This window comes from Ruegeria sp. BHSC223, from assembly GCF_059613025.1.
Genome location: NZ_JBXWRR010000011.1, coordinates 48,041 through 73,686 on the forward strand (window position 1 = coordinate 48,041; position 25,646 = coordinate 73,686).

Below are 25,646 nucleotides of genomic sequence, written 5' to 3' on the forward strand. Positions count from 1 at the left end.
GGGGTTACAGCACCGGTGTCGCCAGCGGCTGGGCCAGGTCGACCGGACCCAGGACCGCGGCATCGGGAATGTCGTTGAGGGGCAGCGCCTGACCGCCATGACGCGCAATGAACCGCGCGGCGGCCTCGGGCGTCGCAAAGGGCACAAGTTCAGGTGCGCCCATGCCGCCCGCCACATCCGCGCCGGTGACGAACAACGCGCGGTCAGCGGCGATCCAGTTGCCCGGCCCCGGCTCGGCCCAGCTAAGCGCGGCGCCCATGTCGCTGACATAAATGGCGGTGATCTCGGCCTCGCGCTCGGGGCTTTTGAGATAGGCCACCATGTCGCGCACCTGGGCAAAGAACAGCGGCGCCGGATGCCCCTTGAGGTGGATCTGCCCCTTGGGCCCGCCATGTTCGGCCACGTTCATCTGACAGAAATAGCTGAGTGCGCTTTCGGTCAGATCGACCGGGGCGGGCGGCGCGGCGGCCTCTTCCTCCTTGCAAGCGGCCAGCGCGATCAGGGCGATCAGGGCGATCAGGGCAAGGGTTCTCATGGCTCGACCCTCCGGAACGCGGCGCGGGCCAGCCACAGCCCCAGCACCGGCCAGATGAGCAGCGAGGCAGGCGCGGCCCAGACCGGCAGCGCCTGCGCGGCGCCGGTCATGCCCGACGCCATGGCGACCCCTTCGGTCGCGGCGATGTTCCACAGCCGAAAGGCGTCGGCCGGGTTGGCCACCATCACCCAGGGGAAGACAGATTGGGTGAAGGTGCCGCCCTTGTCCATGACCACGGCCCCCAACAGGCCAAGATCGTAAAGGACGACAAAGACCAGCCAGAGCCCGGCCGACAGACCCGCCGCCGCGGCCGAGCCTCGGGCGGTCGCGGACAGCAGGTATCCCAGCGCCAGAAAGGAAGCGCCCAGCAGGATCGAGGTGAGGATGAGGCGCAAGAGCGCCATCAGGCTTTCAGGGCCCGCCCCACCGAACCAGGCCGCCACCGCACCGGCGGTGCCAAAGCCGACGGCCATGGCGAATGCCAGCGCGGCCAGATGCGCGGCGAACTTGCCCAGCAGGATCTCACCCCGCCCCGCCGGATAGGACAGCAGCAGGGGCAGGCTGCCCCGGTCCATGTCGCCCGCCACCGCGTCGAACGAGATCATCAGCGCCAGCAGCGGCGCCAGATAGACGCTGAGCGTGGTCATCGAGGCAACCGAGACCGTCAACATGTCGACCCCCAGCGTGCCAGTAGGGGCGCTGCCCGCGAATGTCAGCGCCAGCGCGAACAAGACCATGATCAGGGTCGCGACCAGCAGCCAGCGGTTGCGGCGCAGGATCAGCATTTCGGTTTGGGCAACGGCAAGAAAACGGGTCATTGCAGCGTCTCCTTTGCATAGTGGCGATAGAGGTCCTCCAGCCGGGGCGGGGTCATGTCGACATCGACAACCGCCTCGCCCATGGCGGCGATGCTGCGCAGCGCGGTCATCTTGTCGGCGGGGTCGCACAGCAGCTCGACCGAGGCACCGTTGACCCGGCTGCCACCCAGCCGGGCGGCCAGCGCATCGGCGTTTTCGCGCGCCCTGACCCGCAAGCGGATCGGCAGACCCGCCAGTGCCGACAGGTTGGCCAGCGTGTCATCGGCCACCTTGACCCCCTTGCGCAGGATGGCGATGCGGTCGGTGCGGGCCTCGACCTCGGTCAGGGCGTGGCTGGCGATCAGCACCGCCGCCCCCTGCCCCGCCAGTTCGTCGATGATGGCATAGAGATCCTGCCGCGAAATCGGGTCGAGACCGCTGGTCGGCTCGTCCAGCAGCGCCACGCGGGGCTTGCCCAGCAGCACCTGAGCCAGGCCCAGCCGCTGCCGCATCCCCTTGGAATAGGCACCGATGCGGCGGTCCATCGCGTCGGCCAACCCGACCCGCTCCAACAGACCGGGCACATCAGGCCGCTCGCCTGACAGTCGCGCAAAGAGCGTCAGTTGCTCGCGCCCGGTCAGGGCCGGATGGAACGAGACCGCTTCGGGCAGATAGGCAATGTCGCGCCGCGCCTGCGCGCTGCCAGGCGCGGCATCACCGATGCGAATGCTGCCGCTGTCGATCCGGGTCAGGCCGAGGATGGATTTGATCAGCGTCGATTTGCCGGCACCGTTATGACCCAGCAGCGCCACGCGCTCACCTTGGGCCAGGGTCAGGTCGATATGGTCCAGAACGCGGGCGCGGCCGCGATCCTTGACCGCCTGATGGATGATCAGGGCCTTATCCGTCATGGGGCACCTTCTTCAAAGCTAAGGGTTCGGGGGCATGCATCAGCGGGTTGCTGTCGATCACCCCACCCGGCAACAGCGCCGGAAAGGCCGATTGCGACCAGCGCACCAGCTGCACGGCTGGCGAGCCAAGCAGCAGCTTGGCTGCCGGTTGGGTCCACAGCACATGGTCCATGCTGTCGTTGGGGCGATAGGGGGCGTCGGCAATGCCGTCGCCATTGACGTCATAGGCGGCAAAGTCGGACCAGTAATTGCCGCGCCCGTCCTCGGACCATTCGACCCAGCGGGTCGAGACATATTTCACCTGGGTCCGGTTGCCGACAAAGGCGTTGCCGACGATCCGGTTGCGCTCGGACCCGGCGGTGAAATGGATGCCGATGCCGCAGCCTTCGAACCAGTTGTCGGTGAATTCATTCTTGTTGGCATTGTAGAGGAAGGTGCATTTCTCCTTTGCCCCCTTCACCACATTGCCCGAGATTACGCTGTCATTGGCATAATTCAGCATGACCCCGTGTTCACGGTCGCCGAGCGAGACGTTGTTCAGCACCTTGACCCGGCTGGTGAACATCACCGCATAGCCCAGGTCGTTGCCGATCGAGACATTGCCCGAGACCTCGGAATTGTCGGCATACATGTAATGCACGGCAAAGCGCAGATCGCGGAACAGGTTGTTGCGAAAGATATTGCGGCGCGAGGAGTTCACGAAGATACCGTCGCGCCCGTATCGGATATCGTTGTCCTCGACCACAGCGCCGGGGGCGTTCCAGACATAGACACCGTTGCCGCGCGCGTTCATATGGCGGTCCTGGCGGCCCTCGATCCGGTTGCCTTTCACCCGTGCATCCTTGGCGCCGTGGATATCGACGCCGTAGAGATTGCCGATCAGCACGTTGTTTTCCACCACCGGCGCGCGGGCGGTCTTGGTCAGCTGGATACCGCTGTCGATCCCGTCATGGTTCGAACCCGAGCCGATCACGGTGAGCCCGCGCAGGGTCACGCCGGGGCCGGTCACGGTGATCACGCTGCCGGTGCCTTGTCCGTCAATGGTGGCCTGCCCCATCCCGTCAAGGGTAACGGGCCGGGACAGGACCAGGGTTTCGGCATAGATGCCGGGCGCCAGGCGGAGGGTGTCACCATCCGCCGCCTGGGCCAGTGTCCGGGCGATGGCCCCCGCCCGGTTGGGCACGTCCCAATCCGCCGCCCAAAGGGGGGTGGCAAAAAGGGTCGCAATCAGCAGGGGCCAGCGCATGATTTATGCCCCCCGCGGTTCGACAAACATCCGGCCGCGCATCTCCATGTGCAGCGCGTGGCAGAACCACTGGCAATAGAACCAGTGCACGCCCGGACGGTCGGCGATAAAGGTGACCGAGGCGGTGGCCTGCGGCGCCACTTCCATCGCGATGCCAAAGTTGGCCATGCACAGCCCGTGGGTCACGTCATCCACATCATCGAGGTTGGTGACATAGATCGTCACCTCGTCGCCCTGTTTCACCGTGAACTTCTCAAGGCTGAAGGTCGGCGCCACGGACGTCATGTAGACCCGCACCTTGTTGCCGTCGCGGATCGGTTCCTCGGCACCTTCCTCCAGATCGACGCCATCGGCGGCGGCCTGCTGGCGGGCGTCTTCCCACATCGGGTCGTTGCGATCCCAGACATTGACCGGGTTCACCTTGGACCGGTGCACGATGATGCTGTCATGCGGCTCGGCAAAGGTCGGGCCATCATGCACCACCTTCATCTTGTCGCCCGAGATGTCGATCAGCTGCTCGTTTTCGGGCTTCAAGGGGCCGACATTCAGGAACCGGTCCTTCGAGAACTTGTTCATCGAGATCAGCCATTTGCCGTCGGCCTCGGCGGTTTCGCCCATCGAGGTCGAGTTGTGGCCCGGCTGATACTGCACATCAACCTTGTCGAGGATCGGGTCGACATCGGCACCGGCATAGGCCTCGATCGCCTTTGCGATGTCCCACTTCACCACCTGGCTGTCCAGGAACAGGGTGGTATAGGCGTTGCCCTTGTTGTCGAACGCGGTGTGAAGCGGCCCAAGACCCAGCTGCGGTTCGGCCACGATGGCCGAGCGCGGATCGGCATTGTCCGAGAACAGCGCATCGACCTTTTCGACGTCGATCACCGAGACGGTGGGCGACAGCTTGCCGTTGATCATGATGTGGCGCTTGTCGGGGGCGGCGTTACAGCCATGCGGGCTGTTGGGGATCGGGATATAGCGGGTATAGTTCTTGCCCGCGCCCTTGCGCCCGTCGACGACCTTGACGCCGTTCAGCTCCTGATAGTCGCCCGCGGCGATGCCGGCCTCGATTTCCTTGAGGTTGAACACGACCACATGGTCCTGCTCGTTCTCGGTCATCTCGGCCAGGTTCATGCCCATTTCCGAGTTGTACGAGGTCGAGAAGGCGTATTTGCCCTGATAATCGCAATCGGTGTTGTCGAGGTTGCCCGACACGATCACCTGCCAGGCGATTTCCATGCTGTCGCCGTCAATCGCGGTGAAGATGTTCACATATTGCGACGGATCGTCGAGGACCTGGCCGTCATTGACCAGCGGCGCCTCATGCTCGCCATTGGCAAAGACATAGCCGGTGCGCGGGTATTTCTGCGGACGCAGGCCGTGGATGTCATGCGCGTTGGGGATCTCGATGATCTTGTCGCATTTCATCACATCGCAGCGCACGCGCGCCACGCGGGTGTTTGCCTTGTCGTTCATGAACAGGTAGCGCCCGTCATAGGTGCCATCGGTGAACGACATATGCGGGTGGTGCAGGTCGCCGTTGTCATAGGTGACCTTGCCGTTGGCGGCGAGGTACTGCTTGGTCTCGGGCAGCAGGCCCTCGGTCAGCACCTTGAGCGACTCGTTGGTCTGACCCCAGCCGGTGGCCGAGCAGCGGTTGAACACCGGCACCCGCATCAGTTCGCGCATCGAGGGGATGCCGAGGATGCGCAGCTCGCCGGTCTGGCCCGAGGACCAGAAGCCGTAATATTCGTCCAGCTCGCCGGGCTCCAGATTGGCCTTGGCGGCGGCGGATGCCTCGCGCGCGGTCATCAGGGTGGCCCCCAGCCCGGTGCTGGCCAGAACGGCCCCGGTAGCGGTCGCGCCCAACAGGCCGCGGCGGGTGACGCTCAGGTTGTTATCGTGGTCCGACATGATCGTTCCTCCTTTCAGGAAGCTTCTTGCGGTTTGGCGTTTGGATGGTTCGCCGGTGGGTGTCCGAGGGTCAGTTTCGGATCGACCGTCCCTGTGCGCGCCCGCCGCTTGATCTGGCGGATGACGACGGGGCATTTGGCCTCGGACTGATAGAGCACCTGACAATGCAGGCAGGTGATGCATTCGTTCGGATTGATCTCACCCGTGGGGTGGATCGCCTGAACCGGGCATTCGTTGGCACAGGTCTGGCAGGGATTGCCGCAATCCTTGTAGCGGCGCAGCCAGTCGAACATGCGGATACGGGCGGGGATCGCCAGCGCCGCGCCCAGCGGACACAGGTAGCGGCAATAGAACCGTTCGATGAAAAGGCCGATCAGCAGGAGCAGCAGGGCAAACACCACAAACGGCCAGTCGCGCATGAACTTGAGGATGATCGCGGTCTTGAACGGTTCGACCTCGGCATAGGTTTCGGCCAGCGGGATCGAGACAAAGCTGAGACCGAACAGACCCAGGAAGATCATGTATTTCACCGGCCAGAGCCGCTCGTTCAGGCCCCAGGGCAGGGTCCATTGCGGCAGGCGCAAGGCGCGGGCGACCTTGTTGGTCAGCTCTTGCAGCGCGCCAAACGGGCAGAGCCAGCCGCAATAGGCCCCCCGCCCCCAAAAGATCAGCGCGGCGGCCACGGCGAACCACTGGATGAACACCAGCGGGTCGAGCAGAAACGCGTCCCAGCTGAAGCCCGAACGCAGGCTTCCCGCCAGCGCCATCAGGTTGACGACGCTCAGCTGCGCGTTGGCGTACCAGCCGATGAAGAACAGCGTCGCAGTCAGATAGGCGATGCGGAACCAGTAGAAGACGCGCGCGTTCATCGTGGCCTGGAACTGGAAGAAGAAGGTCGCGGTCAGCACCAGCAGCATCGCGCTCAGGATGCCGATCTCGACAGTGCGGTCCTTCCAGATCCGTTGCCACAGCGCGGCCTTGGCGGCGGCCTCGTCGCTCGCATCCTCGACCACCACCGGGGCGGCGGCAGGCAGCAGGAAGCGTTCCGGCAGGCGGTAGCCCAGATCGAAGGTGAGGAAGCTTTTCTCCACCGCGCCCACGGCGCGCTGCACCAACAGTTGCAGGCGGAAGGGGGCGGCCGGGTCAAATTCGGCATCGGCGGGGATCTTGAAGAGGTCAAGTTCCGAGAACGCAGGGGCATCCGTCGCAGCGACCGTGCCCAGACGACGTTGCTGACGGTCGAAGAAGCGCACCGCGCTGTCGCCCTGGATCAGTTGGATCCGGTCGAAGATACCGCCGCGCACATAGCCCGAGCCCTTGAAGCTGTAAGCGCCGCGCCCGAGTACCAGAATGGCCTGCTCGCCCGGCTCAAGCCAGTTTTGCAGGTTGGCATATTCCGCCTCACCCAACAGGGTGCGACCGATCTCGGGGACCGAGACCAGCGCCAGGTGCATGTCGATGAACGTATCCTCGGGCGCGCCCGGTTCGGGGCGCTTGACGGCGCGGGCGTCACCGGTGGCCTCAAAGGCCGCGTTGACCTGCCCGATATCCAGGGTCATCCGCCGGACCGAGCCGTCGCCCGACAGGGTGAACCAGTCACTGGTCCCGGTCTGACCCATGTCGATCTCGCGACGCGGGCCTTCGGGGGTGGCGGGCGACAGGCCGCCCAGACCCAGCGCGCGCGCCACCTTGAGCCCTGCGCGCACCAGACTGTCGTCGATCACCATGATGGTGACCGTGGCGCCCGAGATGATGTCGAGGTCATGCCCCTCGCCGCCGGTCTCGGCCTCGCGTTTGAGGTCAAGACCCTGATAGCCCTCGGTCAGGGCGACCATCCTGGAATTGGGGATGCCGATCAGCACGATCGGTTCGGAATGTTCCACCAGCTTGACGCCGGTCAGCACCGCGTCGGCGTCGATGGCGGCGATCACATGGATCGGCTTGCCGGAATAGCCGGTGGTGCCCACGAAATCCGAGGTGAGAAAGGCCCAGGCAACGGTCTCGCCGCCCTTGAGCACCGGCGCCACCGGCACATCCTCGCGCAGCGGGCCAAAGGCGTCGGCGCCGGGGGCCAGATCGGCGGGTGCAAGCGCGGCCAGAAACCGGGGCAGGTCGCTGGCCAGCGCCGGGATGGGGGCCAGAAACAGAAGGGTCAGCAGAACCCGGATGACGCGTGTGATCAGCACATCGCACCTCTCTTGTCTTGGATTGGGGGGCCACGGGTCTCGGGCCAGAGCCGGTTCCGCGCCGCCCGAGCCGACACGTCGGTTCGGGTCGGTTGCCGGGCGTCGAGGAGGACCGGTTCGACGACCCCGCCATAGGCGGGCGTCATGAAATCAACCGCTGTCGAACACATCAGGCAATCGCCGCAATCGGGGCAGGGATCATCCGTGCCCTCGACCGGCATCTGGATCCAGACCGCGCCCTCTTCCGAGCAGATCTCGATCCACGCGCCCTCACCTGCCTGGGCCAGCTGCGGTGCCAACAGTTGCAGCACCATCAGCACGATGCCCAAGACACCGCCGACACGGCGCAGGGCGCTGCGGATCGGGTCCGGTATGTCGGTCTGGCGGGGCATAAGCACCTCGGGCACGGGATTGCGTCTGGCCCGAGTCCTATGCGTCCCGCCGCGCCGCTTACTTGACTTTGGTCAGGCCCCTACCTCGGCTGCGATCACATTCCGCAACGCCAGCGCAAAGAGCTGCGCCACCGGGCTATCCGGCCGGTCGGGCCGCGTCATCAACCCCACCGGCCCCCTGGTCAGCCCGGTCTGGAACGGCAACGCCACCAATCGCCCCTCGGCAATCTCGTTGGCAACCACCCCGCGCGAGATGATCCAGACCGCATCCGAGCGGCGTGTATGAACCCGGCCAAAGGCGCCCGAGACGGTTTCCAGCCGGTTGGGAAACTCGCCGATCCCGTTTGCGATCAGCATCTGTTCGACCAACGGCCGTATCGCGGCGCCGGGCGGCGGATAGATCACCGGCCAGTCGGCCACCCGCGCCAGATCGGGCGCAGCCAGCAGCGGATGACCCGGGCGCACCACAAACACCACCTGTTCCTGATAGAGCTGGGTGAATGAAAGCCCCTGCATTGTCTCGGGCGGCCCCATCCGCCCGATCACCAGATCCAGCGTCCCCAAACGCAGCCGTTCGACCAGATAGCCATGCGGCCCGTCCTGGATCCGCAACAGCGCATGCGGTGCCAGTCGCGCGAATTCGCCCACCGCGCGCGGCATCAGATAGGCCGCCACGCTGGGCAAGGCCCCCACCGACAGCGTTTCCCGCTGACGGCGCCCCTCGGTCTCGATCCCGTCAAGCCCCTGTTGCAGGCTGGCCAGCGACATCCGTGCGAAATGCAGGAACACCTCGCCCGGCTTGGTCAGCTCTACCCCCGCCCGGCTGCGGCGCATCAAGGTGGTGCCGGTGATCTCTTCCAACTCCTTGAGGGTTTTGGACATTGCCGGCTGGGTCAGGAACAGTTTCTCCGCCGCCGTCTTCAGACTGCCCTCGCGCGCGATTTCCACAAAGCACTGGATGTGGCGGAACTTGATGCGACGGTCGATCATTTACTTTCCCATTTTGGAAACTAAACTGCCTCTTTACTCATTTTACATCACGCATTCAATCATTCATCCTGTTCTCAACGGGAGGAGACACGATGCGCACGCAAATAGTGATTGTCGGAGGTGGCCCCTCGGGCCTGCTGCTGGGGCAGCTGTTGCATCGCAAGGGCATCGACACGGTGGTACTGGAACGCCAGTCACGCGCGCATGTGCTGGGCCGCATCCGGGCCGGTGTGCTTGAGGCGGGATTCGTCAACCTGATGCGCGAGGCCGGTGTCGCCAAGCGGATGGACCGCGAAGGTTTCGTGCATCACGGCACCATCCTGGCCCATGGCGAGGAACAGATCCGCATCAGTTTCGAGGATCTGATCGGGCGACACGTGGTGGTCTATGGCCAGACCGAACTGACGCATGATCTCTATGACGCCCGCGATGCTGTGGGCGGCAAGACGGTGTTCAATGCCGAGGGTGTCACGATCCACGATGCCGACAGCGACGCGCCCTATGTCACCTACAGCAGTGACGGCAGCGAACACCGGATCGACTGCGACTATGTTGCGGGCTGCGACGGGTTCCACGGGATCAGTCGACAAACCATTCCGGCCGGCATCCGCAAGGAATATGAACAGGTCTATCCGTTTGGATGGCTGGGGCTGTTGTCCGAAACGCCACCTGTGAGCGACGAAGTGCTCTATAGCTTGTCCGAGCGCGGCTTTGCCCTCTGTTCCATGCGAAACGCCACGCTCAGCCGCTACTACATCCAGTGTGCCCTGTCCGACAAGGTCACGGACTGGAGCGATGATGCCTTCTGGACCGAGTTCCGCCAGCGGCTGCCACGCGCGGTGGGGGACCGGTTGGTCACCGGGCCATCGATCGAGAAATCCATCGCACCGCTCCGGTCCTTTGTTTGCGAACCGATGCGCTGGGGGCGGCTGTTCCTGTGCGGCGATGCGGCCCATATCGTGCCGCCAACCGGCGCCAAGGGGCTGAACACGGCGGCGAGCGATATCCATTACCTGTATCACGCGCTGGTGCAGGTGTTCGAGACCGGCGAGGCCGAGGGGATCGATCGCTATTCCGAACAGGCACTGGCCCGCATCTGGAAAACCCAGCGGTTCAGCTGGTGGATGACCAAGCTTTTGCACCGTTTTCCCGAGCAGACCGAATTCGACCTGCGCATCCAGCGGGCCGAGCTGGAATTCCTGCGCGACAGCCGCGATGCGCAAACGGTGCTTGCACAGAACTATGTCGGTCTGCCCTACTAGGGCGTGGCGGAAAGGAAGACGAATGTCAGAACGCTATGACAACGGAATGAAGGTACGCCGCCAGGTGCTGGGTGACGCTTATGTCGACCAGGCCGAGGCGAACCGGACCGAGTTCGAAAGCCCGTTTCAGACCCTGATCACCGAAGGCGCCTGGGGCACGGTCTGGGCCAGCGACGGGATCAGCGACCGGGAACGATCGATGCTGACACTGGCGCTGCTGGCGGCGCTGGGGAATTTCGACGAAATTCCCATGCACATCCGTGCCACCACCCGGACCGGCGCCAGCAAGCAGGACGTGCTCGAGGCCTTCCAGCATGTGGCGATCTATGCCGGCGTGCCGCGCGCCAATCAGGCGCTGAAGCTGGCGCGGCAGACCTATGACGAGATGGAAGCGGAATGAGCGGACCGGAGCGCGAACGGCCCAGTCAAGAGGAGACAGCCCAGATGACCAAACCCGGCGAATTCTACCAGCGTGACCGCGCCTGGCATCCGCCCGCGCATGTCCCCGACTACAAGACCTCGGTTGCGCGCTCTCCCCGGCAGGCATTGATCAGCCTCGAGAACACGGTGAGCGAGATCACCGGCCCGGTTTTCGGCCACACCGATATCGGCGCCGACGACAATGACCTGATCCACAACTACGCCCAGACGGGCCAAAGCGCCATCGGCGAGCGGATCCTCTTGCATGGGAGAATTTTCGACGAAAATTCTCGGCCTGTGCCGAACACGCTGGTGGAAATCTGGCAGGCCAATGCAGGCGGGCGGTATCGCCACAAGAAAGATACCTATCTGGCCCCCATCGATCCCAATTTCGGTGGTTGCGGGCGCACCCTGACCGACGAGAACGGCTATTACTACTTTCGCACCGTCAAACCCGGCGCCTATCCCTGGCGCAACTGGGTCAACAGCTGGCGACCCGCCCATATCCACATGTCGATCTTCGGCACCGCCTTTGCCCAGCGGCTGATCACCCAACTCTATTTCGAGGGCGACCCGCTGATCCACAAATGCCCGATCGTCAACACCATCCCCGACCCCGCCGCCATCGACCGCCTGATCGCTCCGCTCGACATGAATGCCGCGATCCCCTTCGACTGTCTGGCCTATCGCTTCGACGTGGTGCTGCGCGGGCGCCGCTCGACCCTGTTCGAGAACCGGCTTGAGGGAAATTGATGCGTTTCCACTGGAAGCGAAACCCGGTTTTCCGGTTCGCAAACGCGACAACGAGGAGAGGATCATGGTCCAGAAGCTCGACTATCTGAAGGAAACTCCGTCCCAAACCGCAGGCCCCTATGTGCATATAGGTCTGGCCCCCGGCGCCGCCGGATTCGACATCTACAAGCAGGAACTGGGCTGGGACATCGCCGGACCCAATGCCGCCGGTGAGCGTATCCGGGTCGAGGGCCGGGTGATCGACGGCACCGGCAGTCCGGTCAAGGATGTGCTGATCGAGGTCTGGCAGGCCAATGCCGCCGGCATCCATGCCCATCCCGAACACGCCGGCCGGGTCGAGGAAGGGTTTCGCGGCTGGGGCCGGGTGATCACCGATTTCGAGACCGGCGAGTGGGCGTTCGACACCGTCAAGCCCGGCCCGGTGCCAGGCCGCAACGGCGCGATACAGGCGCCGCACCTGAACTTCTGGATCGTGGCGCGCGGAATCAATATCGGCCTCAACACCCGGCTCTATTTCGGTGACGAGGCCGATGCCAATGCCGCCGACCCGGTGCTGAACCTGATCGAATGGGAAAACCGCCGCGCCACCCTGATCGCTGTCCGAGGCGAACGCGAGGGCAAACCGCTCTACCGTTTCGACATTCACCTGCAAGGCCCGCAGGAAACCGTCTTCTTCGATATCTGAGACCGGAGACCGCCCATGGACAAGCCCTGCATCATATGCGTCGCGATCACCGGCTCCGTTCCCACCAAGGCCGACAACCCCGCCGTGCCGATCACGGTCAGCGAACAGGTCGAAAGCACGCATGAGGCGTTCGAGGCCGGCGCCACCATCGCCCATTGCCATGTGCGCAACGACGACGGCACCCCCACCAGCGACCCCGACCGTTTTGCCCGCCTGCTGGAGGGGCTTCACACGCATTGCCCGGGTATGATCGTGCAACTCTCGACCGGCGGTCGGTCAGGGGCCGGTCGGGCGCGCGGTGGCATGTTGCCACTGAAACCTGACATGGCCTCGCTCTCGGTCGGGTCCAACAACTTCCCCACGCGGGTCTACGAGAACCCGCCCGACCTGGTCGAATGGCTGGCCTCCGAGATGCGGACCCATCAGGTCACCCCGGAAATCGAGGCCTTCGACCTCAGCCATATCCTGCGCGCCATCGACATGCACGAACGCGGGCTGCTCCACGGCAAACTCTATGTGCAATTCGTGATGGGGGTGAAGAACGCGATGCCTGCCGATCGCGAAGTGTTCGATTTCTACGTCCGGATGATGCAGACGCGTGCGCCGCAAGCCGAATGGTGCGCCGCCGGTATTGGCGCCAATCAACTGGCGGTGAATGAATGGGCCATCGCTGCGGGCGGACACACCCGCACGGGGCTAGAGGACAATATCCGTCTCGACCGGCACACGCTTGCGCCCTCCAACGCCGCGCTGGTACGGCGCAGCGTTGAACTTTGCGAGAAATACCAGCGCCCCGTCGCCACCTGGCAGCAGGCACGTGAGCTTCTCGACCTTCCGGCAACGGCGCGGAATTGAAAACGGGCGCACACCCCGCTATGCGGACCCGATGAGACAAAAGGCGGGCAGCTATCTGGCGGTATTCGCGGGCGGGGCAATCGGCTCTGTCCTGCGCGAGGTGCTGGGTACCCAACTGCCAGGACTACCCTTCCTCACCGCCACATTCGGCATCAACACCGCCGCCTGTTTCGTGCTCGGCTGGCTTTTTGCCATCCGCCACCGGCTACACCCCCATCTGCTTCATCTGGGCGCAGTGGGGTTCTGTGGCGGTCTTTCGACCTTTTCCTCATTCATGCTCGAACTGGACCGGCTCACAAATTCCGGCGGCTGGTCCATCGGCCTCGTCGCCATGACGGTGGAAATCGCCGCGGGCCTTGCCGCCGCCATCCTGGGCGAAGCGCTGGGGCGCAGCCACGAGGCGCGGCGATGACGACCTTTGCCCTGCATGCGCTCTTTGCACTCGGCGGCGGTCTCGGGGCGGTCCTGCGCCACTGGGTCGCGCGTCGCGTGACACATGACCTGCCGCTCGCAACCCTTGTGGTCAATGTGCTCGGTACCCTGCTGCTGGGTATTTGGCTCGGCCAACCCGCAACCGGTGCAGCGGATCCGGACCAAAGCCGCCAGCTGATCCTCGGTTTCTGTGGCGGCTTCACCACCTTCTCCAGCTTTGCCTATCAGACGCTCGACCTGCATCGCGCCCGCTCGATCGCCAGCGCCGCCGTCAACATCCTCGCCAGCGTGGCGCTCTGCGCGCTTGCCTACCTGTTGGGGACCTCTCTGAGCGGTTGATCCTGACGACCTCGCTGGGGGACCAGTCCCCCAGACCCCCTGGAGTATTTCCGACCAGAAAGAAACAAGAGGGTCCCTGCTTCTTTCTGGTTCACAATACTCCCACCGAAGGCGCCGCACCCGGCAAACCGCGCAGCCGGGGCGAGGATACGTCACCTCTCATCCCGCGCCGAGGAGGAGGAACGACGACGAAATCCCGAGCGCGCCGAAGGCGCACCGCCTGGTTACAGCGTCTTGAGGTATTCGACCAACGCGCGGCGGTCCTCCTCGCTCAAACCCGCGGTGCCATAATCGTGGCCCGAATTGAAGTTGCCCGGGATCGGCTCGCCATCCTCGCCACGGGCGCGGAAGGTGAACGGGTTCTGGTCAAGACCCGACACGAAACCGACCTTGACCGGGTCAAACTCGCGGCTGCCGACGCCAAAGACCTCGGGCCGGGTGGCCGCGTCCTCGGGCAGTTCCGCGTCAAGCGCGGTGGCGACGTTGCGCATGCGCGCGGGCAACAGCAGGTCATAGAGCGTCGGCACCGAACCATTATGCAGATAGGGCGCGGTGGCCCAGATCCCGTTCAACGAACGGGCCTTGTAGGCCAAGAGGGGATGCTCCTGCGTCAGGCATTCCTCGGCATCGGCTTTCTTCTTCGCGTCGCTGACACCGGGAAGGTATTCGGTCACCAACCCGGTCTCGGTGCGAATCCCGCTGGGCCGATCATCCTCTCCCAGGATCGCGGCCAGAACCTCGAACAGCTTGCCGCGGATGGTGCCCACGGTCGCGTTGACCAGCATCAGGCGGGTATAATCCTCGTCCCGGTCGATACGGGTGAATTTGGTATCCACCAGCTGACCGCCGAAATTGCCCGATTTCGAGCGGTGCAGGAAGGTATTGCAGGTGGTGAACACATCCGTCCCCAACTCTGCCAGCGGCGTCATGCTGATTTTCATATTGCTGCTGGTATCGGTCGGCGCCATGTGGCTGTGGCAGTCGGCGCAGCTTTCACCGTCGATCTTGCGGGCAAAGACCTCGCGCCCACGTGCTGCGAGATCCCAGTCGATGGCTCCCAGCATCTCCTCGGGCCAGCGCGGCGATTGCAGGCTTTCGAGCTGGCGTTCCAGCGAAATCAGCTCGCGCACCCGGGCGCTGGAGGGGTAGCCGCGCAGGACCTTGGACTTGTCCGTTTCGAGATGAGCAAAGACGCCAATCACTTCGGATGTATTGCGCACCAGCGCGCCCAGCTCGGTATTCTCACCCAGGAACCGGATCTTGAACATGCGCGGCGCGATACCGTTCCATTGCAGCTGGTCCTGCTGTGAGGTGTTCCAGATATGCGGATAGCTGGCCGGCGCGTCGGCAAGCACATTGGTGATCTGGTTCGGATGGCGGATGGTCAGCGCCACCTTGTTCAGGATATGGCCCTGCGCATCCAGCCGGGCATGGCCATAGCGTACCTTGGGTGCTGCGTTCTTGTCGGCCAGCACCTGTTGCCAGACGATCTGTTCGTTGAGTTGCAGTTCCAGCGACTCGCGCCCGTCGATCGTCTGGTCGGACCCCAGCACCGCGCGCGCGAAACGGTCGAACCGGTCACGATCGGCGACGGTGTCCTTGAGCGCCTGCAACAGGTCCTCTTCCATCCGCTGGAAATCGGCCAGCGTCGGCGCGCCCTCGACCCGCAGGCGGCGGCCCTGATGAGTGATCTCGTTGGTGTGGCAGGCCGAGCAGGTCAGCCCGACCCAGGGTTCACGCATGGTCAGCGCATCGCAGGTTTCCGGGAAGGTATCGCACATCAGGTCGGCATCCAGGGTCTTGTCCTGATCCACCACCCAGCCCAGCGGCAGCCCCTCGGGATTGTGCACCGGGTCGGGATTGGCGATATAGCCCAGCTCGTCCATATAGGCACGGTCCAGAAAGGCGCGGATCGCCCCATCCCCGTCACCGGGTTGTTCCAGCGCACGCATCCAGGACAGCGGCAACAGACGCGAACCCTGGGTGGTGGTGTACCACCATCGGCGTTGCGCATCGTTCCAGCCCTGGTCGAGGCATTCCACGTCGCGACAAACATTCCAACCTGCTTGCGCCTGCGCCCGCTCTGCCGACGCCGTGATGGCAACCAGACCAGTCGCGAGGGTGATACCAATCAGCTGTTTCGAAATCATCAGTCTATCTCCGGTCTGTTGCGCATCCCGTTCCATGCCCCGCAACCAAGTCACACTGGGGGTAACGACGCCATCTTGCCGCAACCCTTGCGTGTTTTTCAAATGTCTTGTTCAGTTTTCTGGGCCTCTACGCCCGTTTCAATCCCACCCAACCAAAATGCTGAGTGGTACCCGCTGCCAACCGCTCTTGACGTAGGACCGGGTCGAAATTCCCCGACGAAACCCTGCACCGTTCGATGAACGGCCTTACACAGGCACCAACTCAGCAGGTTATGATTTTTACCGAGCCACTCACTCTCAGCTATCAATGAGACGTAGGGTAAGGCTTGGAAATGCGACAATAATCACCCGAAATGGTGAAACACGCTATATTCGTGAAAAGACCCCTCGAATCATCAAGACCCATGGCCCCGACTGACCAGCACGATCAACTCGTTCTCTCAATTTACGATGCCGCGCTGGACCCTGGAAAGTGGCCGGAGCTTCTCACACGGATCGCGCGCTATGCTGGGGGGATCGGTGCGATGATCTTCGAGGTCGAAACGCCGGGCGATCAGCCGCATCTGCTGGCCTCGCATTTCAGCGACACCTACCAGATCGACTTGGTGGAAGGGTATCTGAACCAGCACAACGATCTGGAAATCGCCGATCAGGCCGTTTTTGCGCGTCATTCCCGCGCCTCGGACGACATTCAGCTGATTCCCGATTCGGTGCTGGCCGCATCCGAGGCCGAACTGCTGGCGCGGCCCAATCAGAAAACGATGATGGAATATGGCATCCGCTATCGCTGTGGCGCGCTGTTGAACAAGGATCAGCTGTTTCACGACCGGTTTTCGATGCAATTCGGTTCGGACGCCTCAGAAGACCTGCCGCAGCGGCTGGCGCGCGCATCGCGGCTGTTACCGCATATTGCCAAGGCGCTCAGCATCGGGCGCCCGCTTCAGGCGGTACAGAAACGGCACGACACAGTGATGAATGCACTGGACAAGCTGGATGTAGGCTTCTGTGTTCTCGACAAGCGCATGAACGTGATCGCCGGCAACGAAGAATTCCGCCGCCAGTCCGAGGAAAGCGGCGTATTCCGCCGAGACCCGCAGGGCAAGCTGAGTTTTCGTAGCGATGACGATCTGAACCGCGCCCGCGCCTTGCTGGGCAATCCGAAACAACATGGCAGATTCGGCGCCCGCCCCCGCAAGGAAGCGTTGGAGGCCGTTCATCAGAGCGACTCCCATAACGGCGATGCGCTGTGCATCGACATCTCTCCCCTGCATCAGGCAGATGACATTGGAAACGAGGCGCTGGACGGGTACCTGTTGATGAGCACGGACACCAGCCGCACCTATCGGCTGGAAATGCCAACCATCGCCGCCTTGTTTGACCTGAGCGAAGCCGAGTGCGCCGTGTTCGAACTGATGGCCGAAGGCAAAACCAACAAGCAGATCGCCGAAGAACGTGGCCGTTCTCTGGACACGGTCAACTCGCAGGTAAAGTCGATCCTGTCGAAATCCAATTGCGGCAACCGGACCCAGGCCATCCGCATGGCGACAAATATCTCGTCTGGTTTCCTGGTCAGGGATTAATCGGCCATTTCGACCGTCATCACAGGTCGCTTGTGATCAGGTCTAGACCTCCAGCTCTTGCGCGAACGGGAAGAACCACGCCGTGAGGCTGTCAAACATCTCGCGCACCGTGCCGGCGCGGCTGTCGAACTCCGATAGACAGGCGCAAAGAGTGCCCAGTTCGCCGCATTGATCGGCCACTTCGACCAGCGTTGCCGACTGGTTGCGGCTATACCCGCTCAGCGCCGACATCCGCAGCTCTTCCGGCCAATGGCGGGCCCGTTGGGCCAGCGCCTCGGCCAGACGCAGCACCACCTCACCCTCCTGCTCCTCAAGGATGCGCCGCAAGGGCGGGTAGAGGTCAGGGTTCAGCCCGCGGAACATACGACAGGCCAGGTCCGTCTGCGGCAGCGCATCGCTGGCCAGCAGCCGGGTCAGGTCCTCTTCCTCGCCGAACTGGCGATAGAGATCGGTGATATCCGAAATCCCCGGCGCGCCATGGGCCCAGAACTTCTCCAATCGACCGGCCAGATCCGGCGCGGCCTCGAACAGGGCGCCGAACTCCTCCTCCGCCCGCTTGACCCGCCCTGCCGCCAGCGCCAAGGCGCGCGGAGAGCAAACAGCGGGCTTCTCTGAACGCCCCCATCGCCACAACGTGGCCGAGCGTGGCCGAGACCGGATCAGCCACTCATCCAGAGGACTTTCGGCCAGGCGGTAGGCGTCTATATAGGATTTTGAACTGGTAAAGCGCAGGTCACCCAAACCTTCCAACACCTTTGGTTCAGGTCGTGCTTCGGTATAGGCGATCGCGCTCAAGATCGCGCGATGATCACCCACAAACTCCATATTCGCGTCAGCGGCAGCGGCCATTGCCACCGTATCCATTCCGCTGCCCGCCACCAGCAGACATTGCCAGATCGGATGCCGCCAATATCCGCGTTGCAAGGCGCTTGCCTTATCTTCTTTTGCCTCGTCCTTGCTGCGGGTCTGCAACGCTTCGAAATAGCGCGGCGCCAAATCGGCTACCTCGGCGAACCGGGCGGCGGCAAAGGCGCGCTGGATGTCGCGCGACAGGCGCGAGGCCGATCGCCAGTCGGACCCGTCGGGGCGATAGACATCTTCATGCGCCCGAACGCCCAGCGGATCAGCGGCGCGGCTTTCGCTGGAATCGCTGACGGTGGTGAAATCCTCGTCTGCCGTGCTCAGCCCATGTTGCGCGGCCGAGGTGAATTCCTGCTTTTCGGCCAGTTCGCGCAGATCGTCGCCCAGATCGAACGCCTCTTCCTTGCTCAGCACCCGGCCCAGCAGCACATTCACCCGCGCCCGCCAGGCGGCGGGCAGGGTGTCCAGATCCTCGCCCAGCGACAGGTCCAGCGCCCGCGCGGTAACGGCATCAAATTCCGGCACCTCGCGCGGTGACAGAAACGCCTCGTAATAGAGCGCCTGAAGATCGCGCATCTCGGGGTCCATCCGCTCCCACCTTTGGCGAGCGCCCTGATCGGCGCCATCGGGCGGACCCAGCCGGAAATAGTCGCGCGCGGCGGAACAGACCGCCAGCGCATCCTTGCGCAGCCGCGCCTTGCGTTTGCGGTCGGCGGCGGTATCGGCCTCACGCGGGCCGGCAAAGAGGCCGGCGACCATCATTCGCCGCACATCGGCGCGGTGGCGCAGGTCAAAGGGCGGCTCTCCCGGTTCGACCAGCCAGTATTCGTTCTCCAGCTTTTCGCGCAATGCCGCTGCCTTGCTCAGCGGCAGCACGGTACCCTCGGGGAGGCCCAGACAGGGCACCGCCAGCACAAAGCGGATCAGGTCGGTGTTGATCTGCCGCAGCACCAGACCGGGATGGGCCAGGCTGCGCAATTCGGGATCGTCGATCCGGTCGAGGATGCGTTCATAGAGGAAGCGATGGGCGAATTCCGAGCGGAACGCTTCGGCGCCATCCTCTTCGAGGTCAGCAATCAGATCGGCGATATCGCCGTCATGGCCGCGCGCGTATTGCACAAAGATCAGCAACGCCAACGGATGCCCCTTGAGCAGGCGGCTGACGGTGCGGCGCTGGGTCTCGTCACTCAGCACCGGCGGGCGGTCGAGGCCCTTGCGCTCTTTGTCCTGCTCGGACAGGCGCCGGTCCTCTTCCTCGATCAGCTGCGCGCCCGCCTCGACCGACAGACCATCCAGCGCGATACGGCGCGAGGCCGGGCCAAAGCGATCGTCCAGCTCGTCGCCCTCCAGCGGCTCGGCGCGACCCGACAGAACGCAGCGCAGGCCGGGCAGCTCGCGGCGGAACTGTTCCTCGACCGCGAGGATCAGGCGCACCACCTCGCCGCCCTGCCGGTCGACCGCCTCGAAACTGTCAAAGGCCAGCGCGATGGGCTGCGAGCGCAGTCCATGCGCCCAGTCGCCCCGGAACCAGCCGGGCAGCTGGCTTTCCAGGAAATCGGCCTGGGCGCCATGATCGCGCACCTCGCCCATCAGATCGGTCGAGGACAGGGCCGCCCGCCGTGCCCGCAGCTGCCTGGACACATTCGCAGCGGCCTCGGGCGGTTCCAACGTGCGGGTCACGCCCATGGCGATCTGGTTCAGAATCTCGCGGGCGATCTGGAACGGCGCCCCGGATTTGAGTTGTGGCCGGTCGAAATCGAGGATCACGGTGATCGGGGCATCGCGGCGGGTCTGCCAATCCTGCAACAGCCGGGCCAGCACGGCCGATTTGCCGATGCCCCCGGTACCGGTCAGCAGCAGAGGCCGCGTATCCTTGGTCTTGCCGCGCAGAAAGCGGGACAGGCGCCGACGTACATTGTCATAGCCGAAATGGCGGCGCGGCAGCACGATGACCAGATCGCGCCATTTCTGCACCTCTTGAATTTGCCGTTTGGCCTCGCTTTCGAGCGTTTCGAGCGGGCTGCCGTTCAGCGCAGGCACCGCACGGGCAAACTGCACCGCGTCCAGGATGGCGGCGTTGTGGCGCAGATGGGTCAGCAGGCGGGTTTCGTCATCGCTGCTCTTGGGCCGGGCCACCTCGACCCGCGCACCGGCCAGCAGCTGGTGCAGCACCTGCCCGAACAGATCGTCGGCCCAGGGTGGCGGCGCCAGATCCAGCGCCTGATCCAGCTGCGCCCGGGTCAGGAACCGGCGCAGCGCGGCGTTGCGCGGATCGGGCGCCAGCATCCAGCCATAGCGGGGCGCCGCCCCCGGCGCCGGGCACAGAACCTCGGTCACGCCACGCGACAGCGCGCCTAGAACACTGTGGCGCAGGTCGGGCCGCCCATCGACCCCGAGCGCGTCGCACAGCTCGTCAGGCTCGTAGCAACCGCAAACCGCGCTCAGCTCGTGCGCCAGGTCGATCAGGGCCTCTCGCATTACTCCTCCTCTCCAACCCGTGCGCCGACCCGTCCAAAAAGCGCATCCGCCGCACCCGCCACATGGGTTTCGACAAATTCCGACATCCGCTCCAGCGGCGCCTCCGCGCCGGCGAGCGAGGCGACGATATTGCTGAGAAAACCAAGGCTGGTCTCGTCGAACGGCGTGTCCCGAGCGCCGCGCAGGTTCAGCCATTGGCGGAACACCTGTCCCGGATCGGCCAGATCCCGGGTGCGGATCGCCGATTTCAGCACCAGATTGGGGTCGAGCCCGTTGATCTGGACATCCTCGCGCAACCCGATCAGCACCAGCCGCAGATTGTCCTGCCGCCCGATCTGGTCATACAGCGTCGACAGAAACTCGCGCCCCGAGGCATCGGACAGGTCATGCCGGTCCAGATCGTCGAGCAGGATCCAGACCATGCGGTCGCCCAGCCGGTCGCTGACCTGCTGCATGAATTTCGACACCAGCCGTTTGACATAGGCGGGCGTTGTCGTGTCGGGCGCTTCGGGCAGGCTGGCCACTGCATCGGGGGCAAAGCTGGCCAGCGTATCGCAGGCCATGCGATAGGCGTCGACCTGCACGTCTCCGGCGCGAAACACGATATGGTGATGCTCGGGCGCGGCAAAGAGTGCGCGCAGGATCTCGACCGAGAAGCTCTTGCCGGGACGGGTGATCGGCACGTCTTTGTCGGATTCCACATGTACCCGCAGAATACGGCGGTCGCCTTTCCACAGCTGCTCCAGCGCGGCGATGTAGTCGGCCCGGCCAAAGACCGGGCGGCGCCCGTCCAGACAGCCCCCCACCGGGCTGAGACCGGGGATTTCGGCCAGCTTGCCCAGCATCCCCTTGGCCGTCAGATCAGCGGCGATCGCGGTCAGCGGCACCGCCACGTTGAGCGCGCGGTGGTGACGGGCATCGGGTGGCGGGGTCAGGGCCTCAAGCCCCAGATAGTGCAGGGCCACCGGTTGGCCGTTCTGGTCCAGCGCCAGTCCGCCCGAGGAGCCGTGCGCCGTGGTCGCCTGATGGAACAGCCGGTGCTGGCGCGGTTGGCCATAGACCACCTTGCCGCCGGTGATGGTGTGTTCCTCAGACCCCGGATGATGCAGGATCCAGACCCCGTTCGGCACGTCCTGTGTTACCCGCGCCAGGTCGAACCAACCCCGTTGCAGGCCCGGCGCTCCGGTCAGCCGGATGACAGCATAATCCCAGAACCCTTCGACCGCGTTCAGCCAGCCACGCCGCTTGGCCAGCTTGTCCCAGGCGTAATCTTCCTCCAGAACGGGCCCGGTCTCGCTGTGAGCAACCAGCCAGTCCTCGGCCACGTCGAACACGGCGCCCTTGCCTTCTTCGATGCCGGTTGTCGACGAATAGTCGAAGCGGATTTGCAGATCGCCCGGCTCCAGGTCCAGCTCGATCACATCCTTGATCACGTGGAAATTGGTCAGGACCATCGAGGGACCGATCAGAAAGCCGCTGCCGGTCACCCGATCGCCCATATCATTCCGGGCCTCGACCCGGCACAGCCGCCTGCGGCCCAGGATGATGCCGGGCAGGATATTGCCGGGATCGGTCCAGAACGCGGTTTCGTTCACCAGGGATTCGGTATTGGCCCGTTGCAGCGAGGCATGGGCGCGCTTCAGCCCCAGCGCGCTGATCATCTTTTGCGCCAGTTGACGGCGATGCACCGGCAAGGGTGCCGCGGCACCGATGTCGAACAGGCCCGCCGACACAGCGGCGGCAAAACAGTCGGCCACCGCCTGCGGTCCGCGCAGGGCGGCCAGCGCCAGGCACAGCGCATCGGCGTCGCGGGCCGGGTCCAGCCCGCCACCGCGCCCGGTCACCACCATTGCATGGGCAAAGCTGACCGGCGCCCCCGGCAGACGCCGGGCGGCCAGCCAGCCATCGTACCAACCGCGCAATTGTGGACGCGCGAAATGCAACCCCCGCACCACGCCCAGCACACAAGAGATCAGCCGTTCCTCGGTCCAGTCCTGTTCCGTCATTCCCCCTGCCCGTTCAGCAACCCGGTGGCAAAGGCCCCGTCGCCCATCCCCAGCACCGCCTCAATATCATGTGCCAGGTTGGTCTCCATCGACTGCCCGCCGAAATGCAGCCCGCAGAGCTGGCCCGGATTGTGCAGCGACAGGATGGCCGAACCCGAGTTTCCGGGCAAGGTGGTCGCATCATGGCTGAAGGCCCAGCCGCGCGGATCGCCCGCCACCGCGCCGGGGCGTGCCTCGATCATGCCGGGGCTGATGTATTTCACCCCATAGCGGTCGCCATAGAGCTCGCCCAGCCGCGCCCAGAAGGCCAGATAGGTATCCCGGTCCTCGCGCGGGTCGGGTCCGCGCACATTGCGCGGCTCGGCCGGATAACCCGCCACCAGGATCTTGGTCAGCGCCGGATCGGTGGTCGAGATCAGGCCCCGGTCGATCGGGTCGGGCGGCGGCGCGTGGCTGTTGTCGGGGTCGATCCGCATCAACGCCATGTCAAGCCGCGCCATGTTGACCGTCCGCCCGATCCGGGACGCGCCCGCCGTTACCACCTCGGTCAGGGTATAGCGGGTGGTTTCGTCAGAGGCCTCGGGGTCGAAGATGATCGAGACCGGAAAGCGCAGCTTGAACGGGCGCTGGCCGTTTTCCTCGGGCATCGGCTCGGCAAAGGCGTCGATCACGTGGCGGTTGGTCATCACCAGCCCGTCCGACAGCAGGAACCCGGTGCCCACATGCACCCAGACCCCTTGCGGGTTGCGGGCGTCGATGCGGCCCACCGCGCGCACCAGCGGTTGCCAGCGGTCGACCGCCGTCAACAGGTCGGCGCGCCAACTGCCCAGCAGCGGATCGAACAGTTCGTCTCCGCTCTCATGGACCCGGATCGCGGGTCGCCCGCTGAGCTTGACCAGAGCCTCGAGCGCATAGCCGACCTCGCCCGGGCTGAGCCGCACATCGCGGTCCGGGTCGAGATGCGATTGCACCGCCTGCCGGATCTTGTCTGCCGCTTCGGCCTGCATGGCGGTATCGACCAGATCGGGCGCGGACTCGGCCCGCGCCTTGAACAAGTCGTTGACCGTTTCCATGACAGTATCCAGCCCCTCGCCCCTGAGCCGGTCGACCGAGGCCTCATAACTCAGATCGGTCGCGCTCTCGGTGGTGCCGCCGCGCCCGGCGGCCACCCGGCGAAAGGCGCGATCCAGCGGTGCGGGCGGCGCGGCGGGGGCCAGCACCAGCCCGGGTGCGCCCAGCGGTTGCCGGTCTCCCAACAGATCGGCCAGCGCCGGGGACGGCATTTCGCGCATCGCGTTCTCGACCGTGACCGAGGCTTCGGGCTGTTCGCGCAGCCGCCAGTCAAAGGCCAGGTAATCCGCCTCGGCCTGCAATCCGCCTGCGTCGAAATCGGCGCCGAACAGCAGCTCGGCGGGACCGGCGCTTTCCGAGGCCGCCCCCCCGACGATGTCGGCGGGGTCCAGCGCCAGCAGCGCCTCGGCATCGACGATGCCCGCACCCATCATGCCGTGATCCCAGCCCGCGGGCGCGTGCGCGGTCTGACGCAGCGCGGCGCGGAACAGCTCTTGCAGGGGCCAGCCTCGACGATGCGCCTCTTGCCGCAGCGCGCTCCAGCCATGATGCTCCAGCCACAGCGCCGCCACCCCGGCCGTCAGCGCAACGGCAAAGGAGGTACCCTGCCCGGTATCGGTCACATCGCTCAGATCAACCTGACCCGGACGGCGGCGGGCCACATGCAGGTTCTCGGCCGGGGCCGAGACGTCGACCTCGGGGCCCCGGCACGAGCCGCGCCAGCGCCGCCCGGCATGGTCGACCCCGGCCACCGCGATCACGTTTCGGTCAAAGGCGGGATAGGTGACGAAACGCACGCAATTGCCCGCCGCCGCCATCACGATCATGTCCGCCGAGACCGCGCGCGCCACAGCCCGGCGCATCACCCGTGGGCCAAAGCCGCTGCCCAGGCTCATGGTCACGATCCGGCAGCCCTGGGCCCGCGCGTGGTCAAGCGCGCGGGCCACCGGAACCCAGGACCCGACCACCACGGCGTTATTGGTCCGCAACGGCACCAGCGAGGCGCGCGGTGCGCTGCCATTGACCCGGCCCGAGCGGCGGCTGATCACCAGCGAGGCGGTGCCGGTGCCATGGCCCGGTGATCCCATAGAGGGCAACAGCGGGTCGGTCGGGTCAGGCGTGTTGTCGACAAAATTGTAACCCCGCGCCATGTCGATACCGTGATCCAGTTCGTTATGGGCGGCCACGCCGGTATCGGGCTGGCCGATCCGCTGACCGGCGCCGGTGACCCCGAACCGTGTCATTGCCCGGTCGGCCCGGATCAGCCGCAGCGCCCAGTTGCGATCCGCCAGCGGCGGCGTGTGCGCCCGGCACAGGTCCCAGATCACATCGCCCACATTTTCAACAGGGGGAGGCACACTTTCGGCATCGGTGAAGGGCGGCAGGATATCGGGCGTGACCGAAACCAGACCCAGCGCCTCTTTCAACGCCGCCGCCTCGGCAAAGAGGTATCCGGGCGATTGTTCGATCGGAACGCCAGGGAATTGCAGGACCAGCATGTCGTCATCCGCCTGGGTCGCGCGGAACAAGTCGAACCGATCCGCTTCCAGCAGTGTCGCGATGGCGCCGCGCACGGCCTCAACCGTGACCGGTTCGGGGTATTCCAGGGTAAAGGACAGGATGTCTGTGGGCAGCGCCTCTTGCCCCGTGGGTGTGGCCACCCGCGCCGCTGCTTTCAACAGGTCCAGCATGGCGGTCTCCTTCAATATGCGAATGGGAAATCAGGTCTCAAATATCCCGCAACTCTAGCACCGACGCTCCGTGATTTGAAGAAAAACCCTCGCGC

General features: G+C 64.8%; 20 protein-coding genes. 8 read left to right on the plus strand and 12 right to left on the minus strand.

Annotated features, from left to right (window positions below):
* Window positions 1-4: 4 nt before the first annotated feature.
* The 8 genes from AC2FNY_RS15605 to pcaQ all read right to left on the minus strand — a co-directional run bounded on the left by AC2FNY_RS15605 (window position 5) and on the right by pcaQ (window position 8,968).
* A complete protein-coding gene (locus tag AC2FNY_RS15605) occupies window positions 5-535 on the minus strand; it encodes a nitrous oxide reductase accessory protein NosL (RefSeq protein WP_496803017.1) in 531 nt (176 codons plus the stop codon).
* Window positions 532-1,353: an ABC transporter permease gene (locus AC2FNY_RS15610; protein ID WP_496803018.1), complete on the minus strand. Its 822-nt coding sequence runs from the start codon at window positions 1,351-1,353 to the stop codon at window positions 532-534. The genes AC2FNY_RS15605 and AC2FNY_RS15610 overlap by 4 nt, the downstream gene beginning before the upstream one ends.
* Window positions 1,350-2,243 (minus strand): ABC transporter ATP-binding protein, encoded by an 894-nt coding sequence (locus tag AC2FNY_RS15615; protein ID WP_496803019.1) that lies wholly within the window; start codon window positions 2,241-2,243, stop codon window positions 1,350-1,352. Before AC2FNY_RS15615 ends, AC2FNY_RS15610 begins: the two co-directional genes overlap by 4 nt.
* A complete protein-coding gene (locus tag AC2FNY_RS15620; RefSeq protein ID WP_496803020.1) occupies window positions 2,233-3,489 on the minus strand; it encodes a nitrous oxide reductase family maturation protein NosD in 1,257 nt (418 codons plus the stop codon). Before AC2FNY_RS15620 ends, AC2FNY_RS15615 begins: the two co-directional genes overlap by 11 nt.
* A gap of 3 nt (window positions 3,490-3,492) precedes the next feature.
* A complete protein-coding gene (nosZ, locus tag AC2FNY_RS15625) occupies window positions 3,493-5,400 on the minus strand; it encodes a TAT-dependent nitrous-oxide reductase (protein ID WP_496803021.1) in 1,908 nt (635 codons plus the stop codon).
* 14 nt (window positions 5,401-5,414) lie between these two features.
* A complete protein-coding gene (locus AC2FNY_RS15630; RefSeq protein ID WP_496803022.1) occupies window positions 5,415-7,586 on the minus strand; it encodes a 4Fe-4S binding protein in 2,172 nt (723 codons plus the stop codon).
* On the minus strand, window positions 7,580-7,978 hold the full coding sequence (locus AC2FNY_RS15635) for a DUF2946 family protein (protein ID WP_496803023.1): 399 nt from the start codon (window positions 7,976-7,978) through the stop codon (window positions 7,580-7,582). The genes AC2FNY_RS15630 and AC2FNY_RS15635 overlap by 7 nt, the downstream gene beginning before the upstream one ends.
* Before the next feature lie 72 nt (window positions 7,979-8,050).
* Window positions 8,051-8,968: a pca operon transcription factor PcaQ gene (pcaQ, locus tag AC2FNY_RS15640; protein WP_234184873.1), complete on the minus strand. Its 918-nt coding sequence runs from the start codon at window positions 8,966-8,968 to the stop codon at window positions 8,051-8,053.
* Between the two features lie 92 nt (window positions 8,969-9,060).
* On the opposite strand from pcaQ, the gene pobA reads away from it, so the two are divergent.
* The 7 genes from pobA to crcB all read left to right on the plus strand — a co-directional run bounded on the left by pobA (window position 9,061) and on the right by crcB (window position 13,714).
* Window positions 9,061-10,230, plus strand: coding sequence for a 4-hydroxybenzoate 3-monooxygenase (pobA, locus tag AC2FNY_RS15645; protein WP_496803024.1), 1,170 nt, complete (start codon window positions 9,061-9,063; stop codon window positions 10,228-10,230).
* Window positions 10,231-10,252: 22 nt separating this feature from the next.
* Complete coding sequence (pcaC, locus tag AC2FNY_RS15650) at window positions 10,253-10,630, plus strand: 4-carboxymuconolactone decarboxylase (RefSeq protein ID WP_496803025.1); 378 nt, start codon at window positions 10,253-10,255, stop codon at window positions 10,628-10,630.
* A gap of 44 nt (window positions 10,631-10,674) precedes the next feature.
* Window positions 10,675-11,403, plus strand: coding sequence for a protocatechuate 3,4-dioxygenase subunit beta (pcaH, locus tag AC2FNY_RS15655; protein WP_234143722.1), 729 nt, complete (start codon window positions 10,675-10,677; stop codon window positions 11,401-11,403).
* A gap of 64 nt (window positions 11,404-11,467) precedes the next feature.
* Window positions 11,468-12,088, plus strand: coding sequence for a protocatechuate 3,4-dioxygenase subunit alpha (gene pcaG / locus AC2FNY_RS15660; RefSeq protein WP_496803026.1), 621 nt, complete (start codon window positions 11,468-11,470; stop codon window positions 12,086-12,088).
* 15 nt (window positions 12,089-12,103) lie between these two features.
* Window positions 12,104-12,943, plus strand: coding sequence for a 3-oxoadipate:acetyl-CoA acetyltransferase (locus AC2FNY_RS15665; protein WP_496803027.1), 840 nt, complete (start codon window positions 12,104-12,106; stop codon window positions 12,941-12,943).
* 31 nt (window positions 12,944-12,974) lie between these two features.
* Entirely contained in the window at window positions 12,975-13,355 is a 381-nt protein-coding gene (locus AC2FNY_RS15670) for a FluC/FEX family fluoride channel (RefSeq protein ID WP_496803028.1), read from the plus strand.
* Window positions 13,352-13,714 (plus strand): fluoride efflux transporter CrcB, encoded by a 363-nt coding sequence (gene crcB, locus AC2FNY_RS15675; RefSeq protein ID WP_234168210.1) that lies wholly within the window; start codon window positions 13,352-13,354, stop codon window positions 13,712-13,714. The genes AC2FNY_RS15670 and crcB overlap by 4 nt, the downstream gene beginning before the upstream one ends.
* A 224-nt stretch (window positions 13,715-13,938) precedes the next feature.
* On the opposite strand, the gene AC2FNY_RS15680 is transcribed toward crcB, so the two are convergent.
* Window positions 13,939-15,864 (minus strand): di-heme-cytochrome C peroxidase, encoded by a 1,926-nt coding sequence (locus AC2FNY_RS15680; protein WP_496803029.1) that lies wholly within the window; start codon window positions 15,862-15,864, stop codon window positions 13,939-13,941.
* A gap of 404 nt (window positions 15,865-16,268) precedes the next feature.
* Here AC2FNY_RS15680 and AC2FNY_RS15685 point away from each other — a divergent pair, with 404 nt between their 5' ends.
* A complete protein-coding gene (locus AC2FNY_RS15685) occupies window positions 16,269-17,444 on the plus strand; it encodes a helix-turn-helix transcriptional regulator (protein WP_496803030.1) in 1,176 nt (391 codons plus the stop codon).
* A gap of 42 nt (window positions 17,445-17,486) precedes the next feature.
* Here the strand turns inward: AC2FNY_RS15685 and AC2FNY_RS15690 are convergent, their stop codons facing one another.
* Genes AC2FNY_RS15690 through AC2FNY_RS15700 form a run of 3 tightly spaced genes read right to left on the minus strand, consistent with a single transcriptional unit; the run spans window position 17,487 to window position 25,551 of the window.
* Window positions 17,487-20,783: a hypothetical protein gene (locus tag AC2FNY_RS15690; RefSeq protein WP_496803031.1), complete on the minus strand. Its 3,297-nt coding sequence runs from the start codon at window positions 20,781-20,783 to the stop codon at window positions 17,487-17,489.
* Window positions 20,783-22,789: a trypsin-like serine peptidase gene (locus tag AC2FNY_RS15695; RefSeq protein ID WP_496803032.1), complete on the minus strand. Its 2,007-nt coding sequence runs from the start codon at window positions 22,787-22,789 to the stop codon at window positions 20,783-20,785. Before AC2FNY_RS15695 ends, AC2FNY_RS15690 begins: the two co-directional genes overlap by 1 nt.
* The gene (locus tag AC2FNY_RS15700; RefSeq protein ID WP_496803033.1) at window positions 22,786-25,551 is read right to left on the minus strand and encodes a S8 family serine peptidase; all 2,766 of its coding nucleotides are present in this window, start codon (window positions 25,549-25,551) and stop codon (window positions 22,786-22,788) included. Before AC2FNY_RS15700 ends, AC2FNY_RS15695 begins: the two co-directional genes overlap by 4 nt.
* Window positions 25,552-25,646: the final 95 nt, after the last annotated feature.